The sequence below is a fragment of the Sphingobium cloacae genome (assembly GCF_002355855.1).
Lineage (GTDB): Bacteria > Pseudomonadota > Alphaproteobacteria > Sphingomonadales > Sphingomonadaceae > Sphingobium > Sphingobium cloacae.
This window is the reverse complement of record NZ_AP017655.1, coordinates 1,531,603-1,549,098: the sequence shown is the minus strand read 5'-3', so window position 1 is coordinate 1,549,098 and position 17,496 is coordinate 1,531,603. Positions and strand designations below refer to the sequence as shown.

17 protein-coding genes are annotated in these 17,496 nt (G+C 65.3%); 8 read left to right on the top strand and 9 right to left on the bottom strand.

The annotated features are described in order from the left end of the window. Position 1: 1 nt before the first annotated feature. A complete protein-coding gene (locus tag SCLO_RS07545) occupies positions 2-1,966 on the top strand; it encodes a tetratricopeptide repeat protein (RefSeq protein ID WP_066516072.1) in 1,965 nt (654 codons plus the stop codon). A 305-nt stretch (positions 1,967-2,271) separates the two neighbouring features. Here the strand turns inward: SCLO_RS07545 and SCLO_RS07540 are convergent, their stop codons facing one another. After that, positions 2,272-2,616, bottom strand: coding sequence for a GntR family transcriptional regulator (locus tag SCLO_RS07540; RefSeq protein ID WP_066516070.1), 345 nt, complete (start codon positions 2,614-2,616; stop codon positions 2,272-2,274). Between the two features lie 70 nt (positions 2,617-2,686). Further along, positions 2,687-3,268, bottom strand: a complete 582-nt coding sequence (locus SCLO_RS07535) for a nitroreductase family protein (RefSeq protein WP_066516066.1) — start codon at positions 3,266-3,268, stop codon at positions 2,687-2,689. 126 nt (positions 3,269-3,394) lie between these two features. Between SCLO_RS07535 and SCLO_RS07530 the strand changes: the two genes are divergently transcribed. The 5 genes from SCLO_RS07530 (at position 3,395) to SCLO_RS07510 (ending at position 9,892) form a co-directional block, all read left to right on the top strand. Further along, positions 3,395-5,203 (top strand): peptide MFS transporter, encoded by a 1,809-nt coding sequence (locus SCLO_RS07530; protein ID WP_083949032.1) that lies wholly within the window; start codon positions 3,395-3,397, stop codon positions 5,201-5,203. A 17-nt stretch (positions 5,204-5,220) separates the two neighbouring features. Beyond that, the gene (locus tag SCLO_RS07525; RefSeq protein ID WP_066516054.1) at positions 5,221-6,609 is read left to right on the top strand and encodes an amidohydrolase; all 1,389 of its coding nucleotides are present in this window, start codon (positions 5,221-5,223) and stop codon (positions 6,607-6,609) included. Continuing rightward, positions 6,606-7,910, top strand: coding sequence for an amidohydrolase family protein (locus tag SCLO_RS07520; protein ID WP_066516051.1), 1,305 nt, complete (start codon positions 6,606-6,608; stop codon positions 7,908-7,910). Before SCLO_RS07525 ends, SCLO_RS07520 begins: the two co-directional genes overlap by 4 nt. Positions 7,911-8,287: 377 nt before the next feature. Then, the gene (gene hemB / locus SCLO_RS07515) at positions 8,288-9,283 is read left to right on the top strand and encodes a porphobilinogen synthase (protein ID WP_066516049.1); all 996 of its coding nucleotides are present in this window, start codon (positions 8,288-8,290) and stop codon (positions 9,281-9,283) included. Between the two features lie 42 nt (positions 9,284-9,325). Continuing rightward, the gene (locus SCLO_RS07510; protein ID WP_066516047.1) at positions 9,326-9,892 is read left to right on the top strand and encodes a gamma carbonic anhydrase family protein; all 567 of its coding nucleotides are present in this window, start codon (positions 9,326-9,328) and stop codon (positions 9,890-9,892) included. A gap of 5 nt (positions 9,893-9,897) precedes the next feature. On the opposite strand, the gene SCLO_RS07505 is transcribed toward SCLO_RS07510, so the two are convergent. Next, positions 9,898-10,410, bottom strand: coding sequence for a hypothetical protein (locus tag SCLO_RS07505; RefSeq protein ID WP_066516289.1), 513 nt, complete (start codon positions 10,408-10,410; stop codon positions 9,898-9,900). Positions 10,411-10,449: 39 nt separating this feature from the next. Beyond that, a complete protein-coding gene (locus SCLO_RS07500; protein WP_066516044.1) occupies positions 10,450-10,713 on the bottom strand; it encodes a hypothetical protein in 264 nt (87 codons plus the stop codon). Between the two features lie 65 nt (positions 10,714-10,778). Between SCLO_RS07500 and SCLO_RS07495 the strand changes: the two genes are divergently transcribed. Beyond that, entirely contained in the window at positions 10,779-11,915 is a 1,137-nt protein-coding gene (locus SCLO_RS07495) for an aminotransferase class I/II-fold pyridoxal phosphate-dependent enzyme (protein WP_066516043.1), read from the top strand. Between the two features lie 467 nt (positions 11,916-12,382). Here SCLO_RS07495 and SCLO_RS07490 read toward each other — a convergent pair whose 3' ends face one another. The 5 genes from SCLO_RS07490 to SCLO_RS23285 all read right to left on the bottom strand — a co-directional run bounded on the left by SCLO_RS07490 (position 12,383) and on the right by SCLO_RS23285 (position 16,111). Continuing rightward, positions 12,383-13,318, bottom strand: a complete 936-nt coding sequence (locus SCLO_RS07490) for a tyrosine-protein phosphatase (protein ID WP_169925556.1) — start codon at positions 13,316-13,318, stop codon at positions 12,383-12,385. Next, positions 13,302-13,646, bottom strand: coding sequence for a hypothetical protein (locus tag SCLO_RS23290; protein ID WP_169800548.1), 345 nt, complete (start codon positions 13,644-13,646; stop codon positions 13,302-13,304). Before SCLO_RS23290 ends, SCLO_RS07490 begins: the two co-directional genes overlap by 17 nt. A 14-nt stretch (positions 13,647-13,660) precedes the next feature. Continuing rightward, on the bottom strand, positions 13,661-14,620 hold the full coding sequence (locus SCLO_RS07485) for an IS481 family transposase (protein WP_096362068.1): 960 nt from the start codon (positions 14,618-14,620) through the stop codon (positions 13,661-13,663). Between the two features lie 505 nt (positions 14,621-15,125). Beyond that, positions 15,126-15,920: an AraC family transcriptional regulator gene (locus SCLO_RS07480; protein ID WP_066522163.1), complete on the bottom strand. Its 795-nt coding sequence runs from the start codon at positions 15,918-15,920 to the stop codon at positions 15,126-15,128. Positions 15,921-15,970: 50 nt separating this feature from the next. Further along, entirely contained in the window at positions 15,971-16,111 is a 141-nt protein-coding gene (locus SCLO_RS23285; protein ID WP_169800598.1) for a hypothetical protein, read from the bottom strand. Between SCLO_RS23285 and SCLO_RS07475 the strand changes: the two genes are divergently transcribed. Further along, positions 16,110-17,495 (top strand): efflux transporter outer membrane subunit, encoded by a 1,386-nt coding sequence (locus SCLO_RS07475; protein ID WP_231923374.1) that lies wholly within the window; start codon positions 16,110-16,112, stop codon positions 17,493-17,495. The genes SCLO_RS23285 and SCLO_RS07475 overlap by 2 nt on opposite strands. Position 17,496 lies beyond the last annotated feature (1 nt).

The following is a 17,496-nucleotide window of genomic DNA, read 5'->3' as shown; positions in this document are numbered from 1 at the left end:
CATGAACCGCAAGCGCCTGTTTTTGCTGGCGGGTATCGCCGTCCTGCTGCTGTCGGTGGCGGCGCTGTGGCAATGGCGGCGGCATGAGTCGGACGGGACCGCGCCGCTCTCCCGGGGAATCGCCGCGCTCGTCAAGGGCGATGCGCGGACGGCGCGGGTCGAGCTGTTGAACGCCATTCGGGCCGATCCGGCCTCTATTCCCGCTCGCATCGCACAGGCGCGGGCGCTGGTCGATCTGGGCGACGGGGCGGGCGCGCAGGCGGAGATCGAACGCGCGCGCGTCCTGGGCGGCAAGGCGGGCGAGACACGGGTGCTGATGGCGCAGGCCCTGCTTTTGCGGGGGGATGCGGACGCCGCGCTGGCGGAGGTGGAGTCGGGCGACATCCCTGCATCCTTCGATGCCGCCGCGATGCGGACCACCGGCAATATCCAGATGGCGCGGGGCGACATGGCGGCGGCCGGAGCGGCGCTGGACCGGGCGCGGGAGCTGGCGGGGAAAGACCCGGAAAGCTGGATCGACACGGCGCGCTACCGGCTGGCGCTGGGCGATCAGGCAGGGGCCATCGTCGCGGCGGACCAGGCGGTCGGACTGGCGCCGCAGAATGTGAAGGCGTTGCTCCTGCGCGGGGAACTGACGCGCAGCCAATATGGGCTGGTCGCGGCCCTGCCCTGGTTCGAGCGGGCGCTCGCCATTAATCCCGATTCCGTTCCGGTCCTGGAACAATATGCGGCCACACTCGCCGATGCCGGGGAAGCGCGCCGGATGCTGAGCGCCACGCGCCGCCTGCTGGCGCTGGAGCCGGGCCATGCGCGGGCCTTCTTCATGCAGGCGGTCATGGCGGCGCGGGCGGGCCGGGCGGACCTTGCCCGCTCGCTCCTGACACGGACTCAGGGGCGGCTGGACGGCGATCCGGCGACCATGCTGCTGCGGGGTGTCCTGCATCTGGAGGACGGCAATGCGACGCTGGCCCTCGAAGCCCTTGCGCCACTGGTCCAGCAGCAGCCCGATAACGGCGTCGCACGCACTTTGCTGGGGCGGGCCTATTATCTCGCGTCGGATTTCCCTTCCGCCGCGACCGTCCTTGCGCCGCTCGTCGCGCAGAGGGACGCCGATCCCTATGTGCTGACGCTGGCCGCGCGCGCGCAGGAAGCGATGGGCGACCGGATCATGGCCGACGACATGCTGGCCCGCGCGCTATGGCCCGACCGCCCGTCAGCGGCACCCTTCGTCAACGCGCAGGACGCCGCGCTGGCCGGTTCCGTCCCTGTGAACGTGGCGTCGGCGAGGGAGAATATCCCCTATATCCGGGCGCTGCTCAGCACCGGACAGGCGCAGCAGGCCGTGGCGCGGGCCCGGTCGCTGAGCGAAGCCAATCCCGGCGCGCCCGACGCCTATGTCATATGGGGCGATGCACTCGACGCGGCGGGGCGGCCGGGGGAAGCGGTGAAGGCCTATGAGATGGCGGCCAATCTTCGTTTCGGCCGCGATGTCGCATTGCGCCTCGCCGCCGCCTTGCAAAGGGCGGGCGATCCCGCGCGGTCCTTTCAGGTCGTGCGCCTGTTCCTGTCGCAAAATCCCGATGACGTGCTGGGGCTGAGACTCGCCGCTTCCGGCTATATGGCGCAGGGGCAATGGCGGGATGCATTGAGGATGCTGAAGGCGGTCGCGGCGCGGATCGGGCCGAACGATGCCTTGCTGATGGCCGACATGGCCCGCGCTTCGCTGGAGGCCGGGGATGCCGGCCAGGCGCGCGCCTATGCGGCCTTCGCCTATCGCCTGATGCCCGAAAGCCCGATCACGGCGGATGCCTATGGCTGGACGCTGTTCAAAACCGGGACGAACCGGCGGGCGGCCGTCGACCTGTTGGAAAAAGCGGTCGCGCTGGCCCCCGGCCATCCGCAGCTTCGGGCACATCTGGAGCAGGCTTATACGGGTTCGGCGAAGGAAGGGCTCGCGGCGCGGTAGATGTGATCTGTTCATGCTCCTGCCTGCGCGGGAGGAAAGCAGCCAGGTGGATCGCAAACCCGCAATCCCGTGACGGCGGGTTTCGGCCATTTCCAGACACGCCTTCATCCGTTCGGGCTGAGGGAAGTCGAAGCCTGTCATGAGCTTGCCGAAGGGCCTTCCACCGAACGAAGTGAGGTGTTGCCTTCGACTTCGCTCAGGCTGACCCTTCGACAAGCTCAGGGCGAACGGGGGTGAGTGCGTGGACCCTTAAATTGAAGTGTTAGATAATCGGACCGTCCGCAACCCACCCAAAACAGCGCGTTTCAGGCCTGCTGCATGTCCAGTTCTTCGGGCCGCAGGCCGAGGCGGCGGATTTGCGCGGCGACGGGGGGCCAGACATCCTCGACGAAGCGCTTGCGTTCGGTTTCGCGCAGTCGGCGAGTCGCGCCGTCCGCCACGAACATGCCGACGCCGCGCTTCACCACGACCAGCCCGTCATCCTGAAAGCTCTGATAGGCCTTGGCTACGGTGAGCGGGTTGGCCCCTTGCTGCCCGGCAAAGGCGCGGACGGATGGAAGCAGGTCGCCATCGCCATATTCGCCGTCCAATATGGAGGCGGCGATGGTGTCGCGAAGGCGCAGGTAAACGGGCTTGCTGTCGTCGGCCATGGTGCATCAGTGCCATAATACAGCATCGCGGGTCAACCATGTATAACGACATACCGGCCCGCCGTTATATTTATCTGTCCCAGAAGGAAGCTATTTTATCATAATCTGGCCGGGGCCGTTCCTCCAGCTCTTTGGCCGGGGTGCCCAGAAAGACGAAGCCGGCGATGCGTTCGCCTTCCCCGCCAAAGGCCGCCCGCACATCTTCATGATAGGCGGCCCAGCCGGTGAGCCATCCTCCGGCAAACCCCAGCGCATGGGCGGCATGGAGCAGGTTCATGATGGCGGCGCCGGCGGAAAGCTCCTGCTCCCATGCGGGTATCTTGCTGTTCGCGACGGGGGAGGACAGGACGACCACCAGGGCGGGGGCCTGATGGGCGAACTGGTGCAGGGCCTCTATCTCCAGCCGTCCCGCATCGGGTTTTTCCTTGCGATAGGCGGTTTCCAGCAGGGCGGCCAGCGCCGCGCGCCTTTCCGTCGGCACGATGACGAAGCGCCAGGGAAAGAGCTTTCCATGGTCGGGCGTGCGGGCCGCGATCTCCAATATCTGCCGGAGCTGATCCTGGTCGGGGCCGGGCGCGATCAGGTCGCGCGGCTTGCCGGAGCGGCGCGTGCGGAGCAGCGAGAGCGGGGTCGTGGGGTCGTTGAAGGTCACAGGCTTTCTCTTCGATTGTTTGCGAGTCTTGTAATGATGTTCTTCACACGCGCAATTTCTTCGCTAGGGTCGGGGCATGCTGATGGCCCCGCGAAGGGCCGGAGCATGGCAAGGGAGTTATCGATCATGGCCAATCCAACCGCTGGCGACAATGCCGGCGTGGATGCGGCCCGTCAGCCCGTGGACGAACGGCCGCAATGGTTCGGCCACCCCCGGCAACTGGCGCGGCTTTTCACGACCGAAATGTGGGAGCGGTTCGGCTTCTACGGGATGCGGGCGCTGCTGACGCTCTACCTGACCAAGCATTTCCTTTTCGACGATCAGACGACCAACGGGATTTATGGCGGCTTCACGGCGCTGGTGTACCTGACGCCGCTGGTCGGCGGGCTGATCGCGGATCGCTATCTGGGCGCGAAACGCTCCGTCAAGTTCGGCGCGCTGCTGATGGCGCTGGGCTATTTCATCCTGTGCTTCGGCGGGGAGACGGCCAGGCCCCATGCGGTCATCGACGGGCAGCGTTATGAAGTGCAGGTCGAGAATTTCGTCGACCGCCCGACCAGTAGCGGCGCGGAGAAGCGCTTTGTCGTGGACGGCGCGCGGCGTCTGGAAATCCGGGGCAATGAGGACGGCACCGTGTCGCTGCTCGACGGGCGGGGCGATGTCGCGCGCACGGTCGAAAAGGGCGGTTTCAAGGCCGCGGGCGAACGCTCCCCCTTCTATACGATGCTGCTGCTCATCGGCCTTTCGATGGTCACGGTCGGCAATGGGTTCTTCAAGCCCAATATCTCCACCATCGTGGGCGAGCTTTACGAGAAAGGCGACCGGCGGAGGGACGCGGGCTTCACCATATTCTATATGGGGATCAATCTCGGCTCGCTCTTTTCGCAGCTTCTCTGCCCGTTGCTGGCCGATACGGTCGGCTGGTGGGCGGGTTTCGGCCTTGCCGCGCTGGGCATGCTGTTCAGCTGGAGCCTGATCCAGTTCGATGGCGGCAAGCTGGCGGGCTATGGCGAGACGCCCGAGCAATCCGGACCGGACCGCAGCCTGCTCATCTATGCGGGCGCGGTGCTGGCGGTGCCGGTGGCCTGGTTCCTCTTCACCAACCTGATGCACAATGCGGATGCCCGGCCGGGCGAGGGGATCATTCCCTACCTGCTGTCGCTGCCGATCATGGGCAAGGTGCTGTTCGCGACCTTCGTGCTGTCGATTCCCGGTATCCTGGTCTGGGCCTGGTTCGAAGGGAACCGGGTCGAATTCCAGATGATGCTGGCGGCGATGGTGCTGGTGGTGTTCAACGTCGTCTTCTGGACGCTGTTCGAACAGGCTGGGTCTTCGCTGACCCTGTTTGCGGATCGCAACACGGACCTGTCGGTCTTCGGCCTGTTTTCGATCAGCGCGGGGCAGACGCAGTTCTTCAACGCCTTTTTCATCGTGATGCTCGCGCCGCTGTTCGGCATCATGTGGAACGCGCTGGCGAAGCGGGGGCTGGAGCCCTCCATCCCGATCAAATTCGCCATGGCCCTGATCGCGGTGGGGGTCGGATTCATGTTCCTGGTCTGGGGCGCGCAATATGCGGGGCCGGATTTCAAGGTCGCGATCTGGTGGCTCGCGGGACTGTATTTCATCCATTCCGCCGCGGAACTGTGCATATCGCCGGTCGGCCTTTCGATGATCACCAAGCTGTCGCTGGCGCGGGTGGTCGGGCTGATGATGGGCGTGTGGTTCCTGTCGATCTCCGTCGCGCAATATGTCGCGGGCATCGTCGCGCAGGTCGCCAGCGTGGAAACCGTGGGCGGGCAGGTGACCAACCTGAAGGTCAGCCTGGACACCTATATCGGGGTTTTCTGGACCATCGGCATCGCGGCGGCCATCGTGGGCGCGGCGCTGCTGGTGCTGGCGCCGCTCATCAAGCGGTGGATGCACGGCGTGCAATGAACAGGGAAGGCAGGACGATGAAGACGACGCGCACATTCGCGCTGGCGCTGGCTTTGCTGGCCTGCGCGGGCACCGGCATGGCGGCGAAGAAGAAGGACGCGGTGAAGGAGGATCCGTCCGCCGAACCCGCCGATCCCTACCCGTCCACCTATCGGCCCTATCCGGGCATGGCGACCGCCATTCGCGGCGCGACGATCTTCGACGGGGAAGGCGGGCGGATCGACAATGGCGTGATCTTCCTGTCCGAAGGAAAGGTCACGGCGATCGGCGGGCCGGACACGCCCGTCCCGGCGGACATCGCTGTCTTTGACGGGACGGGGAAATATGTCACGCCCGGCGTGATCGACATCCACAGCCATCTGGGCGACTATCCTTCGCCCAGCGTGGACGCATTGTCGGACGGCAATGAGATGACGGGGCCCGTCACCGCGCATGTGTGGGCGGAACATTCCGTCTGGCCGCAGGACCCCGGTTTCGGGCGGGCGCTCGCCAATGGCGGCGTCACCACGCTCCAGATATTGCCGGGCTCCGCCAATCTGTTCGGCGGGCGGAGCGTGACGCTCAAGAATGTCCCTGCCCGCACCATGCAGGGGATGAAGTTCCCCGGCGCGCCCTATGGCCTCAAAATGGCGTGCGGCGAAAATCCCAAGCGCGTCTACGGCGAGAAGGGGCAGGAGCCCAGCACCCGCATGGGCAACATCGCGGTCGACCGCCAGACCTGGATCAAGGCCCGCGAATATCAGAAGAAGCGTGCCAGGGGCGAGGAGCAGACCCGCGACCTGGGCATGGAGACGCTGGCCGACGTGCTGGAGGGCAAGATCCTCGTCCACAACCATTGTTATCGCGCCGACGAGATGGCCAATGTCATCGATATGGCGAAGGAGTTCGGATACAGGGTCGCGGCCTTCCACCATGCCGTCGAAGCCTACAAGATCGCGGACCTGCTGCGCGACAACGGGATTTGCGCGGCGATGTGGGGCGACTGGTACGGTTTCAAGATGGAAGCCTATGACGGGATCAAGGAGAATGTCCCGCTGATCCAGCGCGCGGGCGGCTGCGCCATCGTCCATAGCGACGATGAGAACGGCATCCAGCGGCTCAATCAGGAAGCGGCCAAGGCGCTGGGCGCGGGGCGGCGCATGGGCATGGCGATCCCGGATGAGGTCGCGTGGACATGGCTCGCCATCAACCCGGCGCGCGCCATGGGCATCGCCGAGCGGACCGGCAGCCTCAGGCCCGGGAAGATGGCCGATATCGTGCTGTGGAACGGCAATCCCTTCAGCACTTATAGCCGCCCGGAAAAGGTGTGGGTGGACGGCGCGCTGCTCTATGACGCCCACGATCCGAAGCGGCGTCCGGTCAGCGATTTCGAACTGGGCCAGATCGGCGCGGGAGACGTGAAATGAGGAAATGCTTTCCCCTTGTGGCCGCGGGCCTGCTTTCCGGCCTGTCGCTTCCCGCTTTCGCCCAGACCGTCGCCATCACCGGCGCGACCGTGGCGATCGGCGATGGATCGGAGCCGATCCCGAACGGCACGGTCGTCATCTCCGCAGGCAAGGTCGTCGCGGCGGGCGCGGGCGTCGCCGTCCCCGCGGGCGCGAAGACCATCGACGCGCAGGGCAAATGGGTGACGCCGGGCATCGTGTCCGGCTTCACCCGCGTCGGCCTGATCGAAGTGCCCGCCGTGTCGCAGACCAATGACACCCAGGCGAAATCCCCTTTCTCGGCGGCGCTGGACGTGACGCCCGCGATCAATCCCCTGGCGAACCCCGTCGCGGTCAGCCGCACCGGCGGCGTCACGCGCGCCGTGGTCGCGCCCGCGGCGGTGGCGGGCATCTTCGCGGGACAGGGAGCGGTCATCGACCTTGGCGCGGACATGAACCCGATCACCAAACCAAGAGCCTTCCAATATGTCGAAATGGGCGAGGAGGGCGCGGCGGGCGCGGGCGGCAGCCGTGCGGCATCCTACCTCACCTTCCGCACCATGCTGCGCGAGGCGCAGGATTATGCGAAGGCTCCGGCCAGTTATGACGGACGGTCGAAGGACAGCCTGCTCAACCGCGTCGACGCGCAGGCGCTGGCGCCGGTGCTGAACGGCCAGATGCCGCTGATGGTCCATGTCGAAAGCGCCCGCGACATAGTGAACGTGCTGGCGCTGCGGCAGGATTTTCCCGCGCTGAAGCTGATCCTGCTGGGCGCGGCGGAAGGCTGGATGGTGGCGTCGCAGATCGCCGCCGCCAGGGTGCCCGTCATCGCCGGGGGACTGGACGACCTGCCCTCCAGCTTCGAAAAGCTCGCCGCGACGCAGAGCAATGTGGGACGCATGGTGAAGGCGGGCGTGACGGTCGCCATGGGCCTGATCGGCGATGAGGGATTGCAGGCCCGCATCGCCAACCAGCAGGCGGGCAATATGGTGGCGCTCACCAAAGTGCCGGGCGCGACGGGCCTCAGTTGGGGGCAGGCGCTGCGCACCATCACCTCCGCGCCGGCCGAGGCGCTGGGCCTTGGCGACCGGATCGGTTCGCTCAAGGCCGGGAAGGCCGCCGATGTGGTGATCTGGGACGGCGACCCGCTGGAGATGACCTCCGCGCCGGTGGCGGTTTGGATCGATGGCGTCGAGCAGCCCATGGCGGACCGGCAGACGAAGCTGCGCGACCGCTATGCCGATCCGGTGCCTCAGGCGTTGCCGAAAGCCTATGATTGGTGAAACGGGGAGGGGGAGGGACTCCTCCCTGACGGATGTTGATGGGCGGATTCTGGGTGGAGAGTGGACGTTTCCCCAATATCCGTTCGTCCCGAGATGCCACTAAGCCTTTCGAAGTAGCGTATCAAAGGACAGTGATGCGTGTAAGAAACCCTTCGATGCGGGTCTTCGATTTCGGTCAGCCGGGGCGAATGGAGGTGGGAGAAGGCAATATCCGCCCGCGGCCCGACGCCCATCCGTTCGCCCTGAGCGTGGCGAGAGCGTAAACGCTTCATTGCGTTCGGTGGCAGGTCCTTCGACGCCGCCTGCGGCGGTGCTCAGGACAGGCTTCGACTGCATCGAAGATTGATCCCGCGAGGGGACGGGCCTAAACGCGGCGCATGACCTATGCTTCCTATCCGGCGCTGCGCATGCGCCGTCCCCGCGCGTCGGCATGGAGCCGGGCGATGCATGCGGAAAACCGCCTGAGCCCCGCCGACTTCATCTGGCCGCTGTTCGTGACCGAAGGACAGGGGGTGGAAGAGCCGATCTCCTCGCTTCCCGGCGTGTCGCGCTGGTCGGTGGACCGCATCGTCGACCGCGCGAGGGAAGCCCGCGACGCCGGCATCCCCTGCCTCGCCCTCTTCCCCAACACCCAGCCCGAACGCCGCAGCGACGACGGGGCGGAGGCGCTCAATCCCGACAACCTCATGTGCCGCGCCATCCGCGCCATCAAGGACGCGGTGCCCGACATCGGCATCCTGACCGACGTGGCGCTCGATCCCTATACCGTGCACGGGCAGGACGGCCTGCTGGATGAAGCGGGCTATGTCCTCAACGACGCCACGGTCGACATGCTGATCGGCCAGTCGCTCAACCAGGCGGCGGCGGGCGCGGACATCATCGCGCCCAGCGACATGATGGACGGCCGCATCGGCGCGATCCGCGAGGCGCTGGAGGAAGAAGGCCATGCCAATGTCCAGATCATGGCCTATTCCGCCAAATATGCGAGCGCCTTCTACGGCCCGTTCCGCGACGCGGTGGGATCGCGCGGCCTGCTGAAGGGCGACAAGAAAAGCTATCAGATGGACCCCGCCAACAGCGAGGAAGCGCTGCGCGAAGTCGCGCTCGACCTCGAAGAAGGCGCGGACAGCGTGATGGTGAAGCCGGGCCTGCCCTATCTCGACATCATCGCCCGGGTGAAGGACGCCTTCGCCGTCCCGGTCTTCGCCTATCAGGTGTCGGGCGAATATGCGATGATCGAGGCCGCCGTCGCGGCGGGAGCGGGGGACCGCGACGCGCTGGTGCTCGAAACGCTGCTGGCGTTCAAGCGGGCGGGCTGTTCGGGCGTCCTCACCTATCACGCCCTCCACGCCGCGCGCCTGCTCAACGGCTGAAGCGGTCGAATCCCCATCGGAAAATAGAATCGGACGCCTGCCATGACCGACCATCCCGGAGCGACCATCATCCCCTTCAACGGCAAGACGCCCGTCATCCACCCCAGCGCCTTCATCGCGCCGGGATGCCGGATCATCGGCGACGTGGAGATCGGGGAGGATGTCTCCATCTGGTATAATTGCGTCCTGCGCGGCGATGTGAACCGCATCCGCGTCGGCGCGCGGACGAACATCCAGGATGGCTCCGTGGTCCATTGCGACGGCCCGGAATCGGGCGGCCCGGCGGAAGGCCATCCCACCATCATCGGCGAGGATGTGCTGATCGGCCATATGGCGATGGTCCACGGCTGCACGCTGCGGGACCGCGCCTTCATCGGGCTGTCCTCGGTGGTGATGGACGGATGCACGGTGGAAAGCGACGCCATGCTCGCCGCCGGGGCGCTGCTGTCGCCGGGCAAGACCATACCCCATCGCCAGCTATGGGCGGGCCGCCCCGCCAGATATATGCGCGACCTGTCGGACGAGGCGCTGATCGCGATGCGCGAAGGCGTGGAACGCTATATCCACAATGGAAAGGCGCATAAGGGCGCGGTGAAAGCCGCGCTCTGAAAAATTCAAGGCTGCGCCAGCCGTCCCTTCAGCGCATCCAGCCGGTCATTCTGCCCGTCGACGATGGAAAGGGCCGCCGCCCGCGCCGCATCGACCTCCTCCGCGCCGCCCTGTTCCTTGCCCTCGGCGATGGCGTTGCTGCGCTCGACATAGAGCGTGTCGAGACTGGCCAGCGCCGACACGCTGTCGTTGCGCGCCGTTTCCAGCCCGCTGATCGCGATCTGCGCCGAAACCCATGCGTCGCTCGACACCGGCGCGCCGCGCGCGGCCTGCGCGGCGCGGTCCGCCGCCGGATACGCCCGGTCGAAGGCGGCGCGTCCGGCCTGCGCCTGCGCGGACAGCTTCTCCACCCGCGCCTTCAACGCCGCGTCGGCGGCGACCGGGGCGGGCGGCGGAGCCACCTCCGCGATGGGCGCGCCTTCCACCGCCCGCTTGGCGAGCGAAGGATAGCCCTGCTGCGCCCCCGCGCAGCCGGACAGGAAAAGAGCGATGGAGGTCAGCAGCCGGCGCGCGATCATGGCCTTCATCTAGGCGGCGTCGGCGCGGCGCGCAATGGCTCAATCCTTCGGCCGATGCTTCGAGAAGAGATAGCGCCATACGCCCGTGGCGTTGATGAAGAGCAACGCGACATTCTGCCAGCCGATCCCTTCGCTGTCCCGCGCCAGAAAACCCCACAGGATCAGCGCCACCGACGATGTGACGAACAGGACGAAGGCCCATCCCGTGATGCGCCGCCCCAGATGCAGGGCCACGATCAGCGCCGCCAGCGTCGCCGCCCCCGCGCCATAATATTGCAATCCGTCGAGGATGGTTTCGCTCACCCCGATCCAACGCCGATCGCAGGGGAAGGTTGCGGGGCGGCGGCGGCCTGTCTAGGGCGCGATCCATGATCGCCGGCATCGACCCCTTCCACGCCATCGCCATCAGCCGCGAAGCGCACCGGCTGGAGGCGGAGGGGCGTTCCATCCTCCACATGGAATTCGGCCAGCCTTCGACCGGGGCTCCCGCCGCCGCCATCGCCGCCGCGCATGCCATCCTCGACACCGATCCCATGGGCTATTGGGAAAGCCCCGCGCTCAAGGCCCGCATCGCCCGCCTCTACCAGGACCGTCATGGGGTGGGCGTGGACCCGGAACAGGTCATCCTCACCTGCGGCGCGTCGCCGGGGCTGGTGCTGGCGCTTTCCTGCCTGTTCGCGCCCGGAGCCAGAGTGGCGACCGCGCGCCCCGGCTATGTCGCCTACCGCAATGTGCTCAAGGCCCTCTATCTGGAGGTGGAGGAAGTGGATTGCGGCCCCGCCGAGCGCTATCGGATCAGCGCGGCGGCCCTGGCGCGGCTCGACCCCGCGCCCGACGGCCTGATCCTCGCCAGTCCGGCCAATCCCACCGGCACCATCATCCCGCCGCGGGAACTGGCCGCCATCGCGAAGGTCTGCGCGGAACGCGGCATCCGTATCGTTTCCGACGAAATCTATCACGGCCTTTCCTATGGCGAGCCAGCCCATTCGATGCTGGAATATGCGCCCGACGCGGTGATCGTGAACAGCTTCTCCAAATATTTCAGCATGGCGGGATGGCGGCTCGGCTGGACCGTGGTGCCGCCCGAACGGGTCGAAGCGGCAAGGGCGCGCATGGGCAATCTCTTCCTGACGCCGCCGTCCCTCGCCCAGCATGCGGGCCTCGTCGCGATGGATGAGACGGCGGAGCTGGAGGGGCATGTCGCCACCTACCGCCGCAACCGCGAGTTGCTGCTGGAGGCGCTGCCTGCTCTTGGCCTCCGGGACATCGCGCCGCCGGACGGGGCCTTCTACATCTATGCCGATGTCGGCCATCTGACGAACGACAGCCTGTCCTTCTGCCGCAAGCTGCTCCGCGAAACCGGAGTCGCCGCCGCCCCCGGCATCGACTTCGATCCCGCCGACGGCCATCGCCACATCCGCTTCAGCTTCGCCGTGTCGACCGACCGGGTCGAGGACGCCATATCCCGCATGATCCCCTGGTTCGCGGCGCAAGGAAGGCCGTAAGCCGGTTCGCGCAGGGCTATGCGGTGGTTTTCGGTTGGGAGTGGATATGCAATCTCCCTTCAGGCAAGGGCGTCGAGTTTGTCGGGCCCACGCTGCTGTCATGAACTGGCAAGACGATCGTTCACGACATCAAGGGTAGTCCGACACGCAGGTGCTCGATATTGGTGTATCTCAGCCCCATCGACTTCGAAACAAAAGCTGAGGTAGCTTGAATGAGCTTATCTCGGTGGCCACCATACCGGCATCAGGCCACAAGGCGGACCGGGCCGATCGCGGCATCGTCTTTCGCGGGAGTCTCGATACCTGGAATGACGACTTGTCCGGCGCTACGGCATGACTCGCGGCGACGTTTGCGATCTCCACGCCGACCCAGTTGAAAATGCCTCCGGAAAACCAGGATGCTTCAGACAGCACCATTCATTGCCCTCGGTCACGCCGATCGGCACGCGTGGTCCCGATGAGCGGCATCATATTTTTTCCAGGCAGTTCTCACGAAGCAAAGCGATCCGCTGGGCCCCCATGCCGAGTTCCTGGTCCAGATAGCCTTCGATCGATCCCCACTCGTCGCTGATGGCGGCAAATGCGCCCAGGAGCAAAGGCTCTCCCGCTTTGTTCACCAACGGGCGGGCTCGCATGACTTCGAAGCCCTGTTGCGCGATCCTTTGGGCATAGAAGCGGGCCACGATGTTTCGGTCGGAAAGATGCGCGAGGCCGTGATGGTCCAGTTCGTTTTCCACGCGGCGGAAATCGGTCGAGAGCAGATAATCCTCGAGGATCGTTTCCCGTGGCACGCCCAGCGCCGTGAGCAACAGCCCGATCGCCAGTCCCGTCCGATCCTGTCCCGCCGAGCAATGCACGATCAACGGCACGCGTTCCGAAATCAGCGCGTCGAACATCGCCCGGAACGACGGTGCCAGCAGCCGGGGAAAAAGCGAATAGAGGGAATGGTGCATCTCGTTCACGTTGGTCGCCGTCATCTCGGGTGACCGTGGCGTGAAGATCAGTTCCGCGGCATAGGCGACGCCGAGATGCTCGGTTCGCTGCCCCCCTTGCCACATCGTCGGCGCGAGCTCCCTTTCCTGATCGGAGCGCAGATCGCAGACCGCGCCGATGTCACGTTCGACGAACCACCGCCAGTCGTCCGCCTGAAGCCGGGACAAGGCGCCCGATCGATAAACGGTGTTCCAACGTACGCGTCGCCCGTCTGCGGCCACGTAGCCGCCCACGTCCCTGAAGTTGGACCCGCCGGCCAACGGAATATGCCGGTTCGGATTGATCTCTCGGTTATTCTTCATTGGGTTTTTCGCTCTTGCGTTGGGACTGCATATATATATCGGTTGGTTGTTTCGTAAATTGGCCGCTCGGACGCCTGCATCGGTAGTCGGGCTAGGATTTCCCCACAATATGGAAGCTCCCGAGCAACTCCATCTCGGGCTCAACTCGCCGGGCAAGCAGGGCCTCCGCCGGACCAGTATACTGCTCGCCCGCGCCAATGGCCATGTCCAGGCATAGCGAAAGCAGTTCTCCGGCTCGGTCATATTCGTGCCGGAGATTTTGCGCGAGGAACGTTCCCGTGCGTGCCGAGGCGACCCTCTCCCTTGCGCCCGATATCCGTTCATCCTGATCAAAACCATCCTCCACGAGCCGCTGCGCGAACCGGTCGATCTCGGCGATCTCTTCGATCATATAGCTGATCTCGCAATCCACGCGACGGCCGAGTTGGTCGAGCATCAGGTCGATTATCGCTAGTTGTTCAGTCCCGGCATCTGGTGGATTGGGTTGACGATGAACCGTTCTGGCTCTGACGTCCAGATCTTGGCGATGTATTCGTAGGGTGTGAGCCCGCTGAGCGTTTTGAGCCTTCGGGCGAAGTTGTAGGCGGCCATGAAGTCAGCGAGGTGCGTCCGGAGTTGCTGATGGCTGTCGTAGTGGAAGCGTTTGACGGTCGCCTCCTTGATGGTCCGGTTCATCCGCTCGACCTGGCCGTTGGTCCACGGGTGGTTCGGTTTGGTGAGACGATGCTCGATGTCGTTTGCCTCGCAGATCATGTCGAAGCGCATCTGGCGTGACCATGCGGTGTTACGGTTGCGCGGCTGCTCGGCGAACTGGATGCCATTGTCCGTCAGGATCGTGTGGATGCGGTAGGGCACCGCTTTCAGCAGGTGTTCGAGGAACTCCCACGCCGTTCGGCGATCCGCCTTGTCGACGAGTTGCGTGACGGCGAACTTGCTGGTGCGGTCGATGCCGACGAACAGGTACAGCTTGCCTTCTGCAGTTTGCACTTCGGCAATATCGATGTGGAAGAAGCCGATCGGATAGCGTTTGAAGCGTTGTCGCTTTGGCTTGTCACCTTCGATGTCGGGCAGGCGAGAGATGCCGTGTCGCTGCAGGCACCGATGCAGCGCCGATCGTGTCAGGTGCGGGATCGATGGTTGCAGGGCATAAAGACAGTCATCGAGCGGCAGCAACGTGTGTCGACGGAACGCCACAACCATTGCCTCCTCGGCCTCGGACAGGGTGGTGGAATGAGGGGCCTTCGGCCCGGTCTTCAAATCCTCGACCGTCGCCCGCTTGCGCCACTTCGCCACCGTCTTCGGGTTGATCCCCAAATCCCGGCTCAGCGTCGCGAGCGAAGCTTGCGATCGCTGTATTGCTGCTCGGACGGCGTGCGTGGTCGTGGCGCTCCCGTGACGTACCTGTCCCATAAGGCTTCCTTCCATTCCAACGAAAGGATCGCACCATCAAACCGTGGGATCAAACACTTAGGTCCACGCGCTCACCGACGTCATCGGCCGTCCCTATGTGCTGATGCTGACGGCTGGCAACGTCAGCGATGTGAAGGCGGTGCCGACGCCGCTCGAACCCGCTGGGCGCATGCGCGACCTGCTGTCCGACAAAGGATGACGCCAACGGGTGCTCCAGCGGCGTGCAATGAATTGCAATCTCATTTTCCGGTTCCTTCGTGTCGCCAATAATTGCCGGCTCTGCTATCAGATCATCAGGTGAACAAAGTTCGTGGCTCAGGGAGGAGCCGGGCTTCTGGGGGATCAATGCCGATACCACCGCAAGTTTAACTCGAACGGCATCTGTGGGGCGCGGCAGATATAGTAGGCGGCACCGTCCATGTCGGGAGCCAGGTGATGGCATGGCAAGGCAGGCGTGTTCGCCATGGCTGTTGCTTATCTCGATGAAGCCGTCGTCGATGCCAGCCTATTCCGATGAGGGCGGGGATGTGCCCCGCGCGAGATAGGCGGTCGGAGATAGGCCGAGCGTTCGGCGGAACATCGCGGCGAAGGCGCTGGGGCTGTCATAGCCATGTTCCAGGGCCACCTCCAAAATCGAGGCCCCCGCGGCCAGGCGCGGCAGGCTCAACAACAGCCGCATGCGGCGAAGCCATGCGCCGAAGCTCATGCCAGTTTCGCGATGGAACATGCGTGCCAGCGTCCGACTGCTGACATGGACTTCGACGGCCAGCCCCTCCAGCGTGGCGGGCATTGACGGATCGGCGATCAGCTTCTGGCAGATGCGGCCCAGGCGGGCATCGCGCGGCATGGGAACATGAAGGTGTAGGCGGGGTGCGGCTTCGATCTCGTCGAGGATCAGTTCCATGACCCGTTCGTCACGTCCATGCGCCGCATAGTCCAGGGGTATGTGAACGGCCGCAACGATGGCTTCGCGCAGCAAAGGCGACACTTCGATCACCTCGCACATTGTCGGAAAACCGGGCCGTGCATCCTGGCGCACGAATACCGTCCGCATGGTAACATGGCCCGCGATCCGGATCGCATGATCCTCGTGCGGCGGCATCCATACGGCCCGGCCAGTCGGCACGACCCAACTGCCGTCCTGGCTTGTCACCGTCATGACACCGGTGAGTGTGTGGATGAGCTGTGCACGGATATGCCGGTGCGGATCGACATATTCCCCATCGGCATAATCGCTTGCAAGGGCGGCAACGGGCTGCGGCGCGCGTTCGCAATCCTGATAAGTACGAAGACTGTCCATATTGCGACGAATATTGTCTGTTTCGACGGAGAAGGACAAGCCTTGATCTCCTAATTCTGCCTGCCCGCCATCATCGAGCAGAACACCGTGCGTTTCTCCACCCGATCCCTGATCACGTCCATTTCCGGCATGTCCCTGCTGTCAGCTTGCATCACCGCGCCTGAAAACCCGCCCGCTACGACGATCGCCATGCCAGCGAGCATCACCCACCCCGCAGCGGCGGGTGCTGAAGAACCACCCGACAAATGGTGGAGTCTCTATCGCGAGCCCGCGCTCGACGCACTCGTCGAGGAAGCTCTCGCCAATAATCGCGATCTGAGGGCAGCATCCGCGCGCCTGCTGGAGGCGCGGGCGGTCCTCAGCGAGGCGCATGCCGCGCGCCTGCCGGAAACCGGGCTTTCGGTGGAAGCCGGCCGAGGCAGCACGCTGGAGGATCAGATCGCCGCGAGTGGCGCGGGAAGCGACCATGTTCGAACCGGCCCCCGTTTCGGTTTCGGCACGGATATTTCCTGGGAAGTGGACCTTTGGGGACGCATTGGCGCGACCGAAAAGGTTGCGATCGCGAACATGCGGGAAGCCGCCGCGCTCCAGGATGGTTTGCGGGTGGCGGTCGCGGCGGAAACGACCCGGGCATGGCTTGATGCCTGTGGCCACGCCCGGCAGGCCGATATGGCCCGGCAATCGCTCGCTTTCGCGGAACGAGGACGCGATCTTGCCCAAAGCCTGCGCGCCGCGGGTGCCGGATCGCCAGCGGATGTGCTGCGCGCTGAAACTCTTGCAGCGCAGGCCAGCGCGGCTGTTCCTCCGGTTGAAGCCGCGCGCCGCAGCGCTCTGGCGGAACTGGCGGTGCTGACCGGTCACCCGCCCACCGAACCGCCAGCGGCGGCAATAGCCTGCGTGCGCCTGCCGTCCATGGCTGCGATCATCCCGGTGGGAGATGGGGCGGCGCTGTTACGCCGGCGACCGGACATTCGGGCCGCCGAACAGAAATTGGCTGGCGGCACCGCGCGGATCGGTATCGCCGTGGCCGATCTCTATCCCAGAATTTCGCTGGGCGGGGGCCTCGCCATGTCATCGCCGTCCATTGCGGGCCTGGATGCCCGCCGCAACAGGGTGTGGCGGTTCGGGCCGCTGCTGAGCTGGAGCTTTCCCAATATCAGCATCGCCCGAGCGCGTATCCGACAGGCCAGAGCAAGCGAGATCGCGGCTCTCGCTGCCTTCGATGCGGTGATCCTCAATGCGTTGCGGGAGGTGAATCAGGCCGCGGAAGTCTATTCGGCGGCCCTTCGCCGCATGGACGCCTTGCGTGTCGCGGCGGACCGGGCCGGGCGCGCGCGCCGTCTCGTTTGGATTCAGCGCAGCGCCGGAGCGGCGACCGCTCTGGACATGCTCGACGCGGATCGGACCGACATGGAAGCGCAAGCAGCCCTGGCAAGTGCGGAAATGGAAGTGGCCACCGCGCAGGTGGTCCTTTTCAAGGCGCTGGGTGGGGGCTGGCAAAGCGCCCCGCCGGTGATCCTGCCGCTGCCCGAAAGACCATCCTCCATCGCCTCGTCGGCGATTTCCTCGAAGTGAT

What these genes read in the sequence shown, in the direction of transcription:
- SCLO_RS07480 (WP_066522163.1), bottom strand. Translation starts at nt 15,920, where the DNA reads ATGGACAGTCTTCGTACTTATCAGGATTGCGAACGCGCGCCGCAGCCC.
- SCLO_RS07510 (WP_066516047.1), top strand. Translation starts at nt 9,326, where the DNA reads ATGACCGACCATCCCGGAGCGACCATCATCCCCTTCAACGGCAAGACG.
- SCLO_RS07520 (WP_066516051.1), top strand. Translation starts at nt 6,606, where the DNA reads ATGAGGAAATGCTTTCCCCTTGTGGCCGCGGGCCTGCTTTCCGGCCTG.
- SCLO_RS07505 (WP_066516289.1), bottom strand. Translation starts at nt 10,410, where the DNA reads ATGATCGCGCGCCGGCTGCTGACCTCCATCGCTCTTTTCCTGTCCGGC.
- SCLO_RS23290 (WP_169800548.1), bottom strand. Translation starts at nt 13,646, where the DNA reads ATGCTCGACCAACTCGGCCGTCGCGTGGATTGCGAGATCAGCTATATG.
- SCLO_RS07525 (WP_066516054.1), top strand. Translation starts at nt 5,221, where the DNA reads ATGAAGACGACGCGCACATTCGCGCTGGCGCTGGCTTTGCTGGCCTGC.
- hemB (WP_066516049.1), top strand. Translation starts at nt 8,288, where the DNA reads ATGACCTATGCTTCCTATCCGGCGCTGCGCATGCGCCGTCCCCGCGCG.
- SCLO_RS07530 (WP_083949032.1), top strand. Translation starts at nt 3,395, where the DNA reads ATGGCCAATCCAACCGCTGGCGACAATGCCGGCGTGGATGCGGCCCGT.
- SCLO_RS07545 (WP_066516072.1), top strand. Translation starts at nt 2, where the DNA reads ATGAACCGCAAGCGCCTGTTTTTGCTGGCGGGTATCGCCGTCCTGCTG.
- SCLO_RS07475 (WP_231923374.1), top strand. Translation starts at nt 16,110, where the DNA reads ATGCCAGCGAGCATCACCCACCCCGCAGCGGCGGGTGCTGAAGAACCA.
- SCLO_RS23285 (WP_169800598.1), bottom strand. Translation starts at nt 16,111, where the DNA reads ATGGCGATCGTCGTAGCGGGCGGGTTTTCAGGCGCGGTGATGCAAGCT.
- SCLO_RS07495 (WP_066516043.1), top strand. Translation starts at nt 10,779, where the DNA reads ATGATCGCCGGCATCGACCCCTTCCACGCCATCGCCATCAGCCGCGAA.
- SCLO_RS07485 (WP_096362068.1), bottom strand. Translation starts at nt 14,620, where the DNA reads ATGGGACAGGTACGTCACGGGAGCGCCACGACCACGCACGCCGTCCGA.
- SCLO_RS07540 (WP_066516070.1), bottom strand. Translation starts at nt 2,616, where the DNA reads ATGGCCGACGACAGCAAGCCCGTTTACCTGCGCCTTCGCGACACCATC.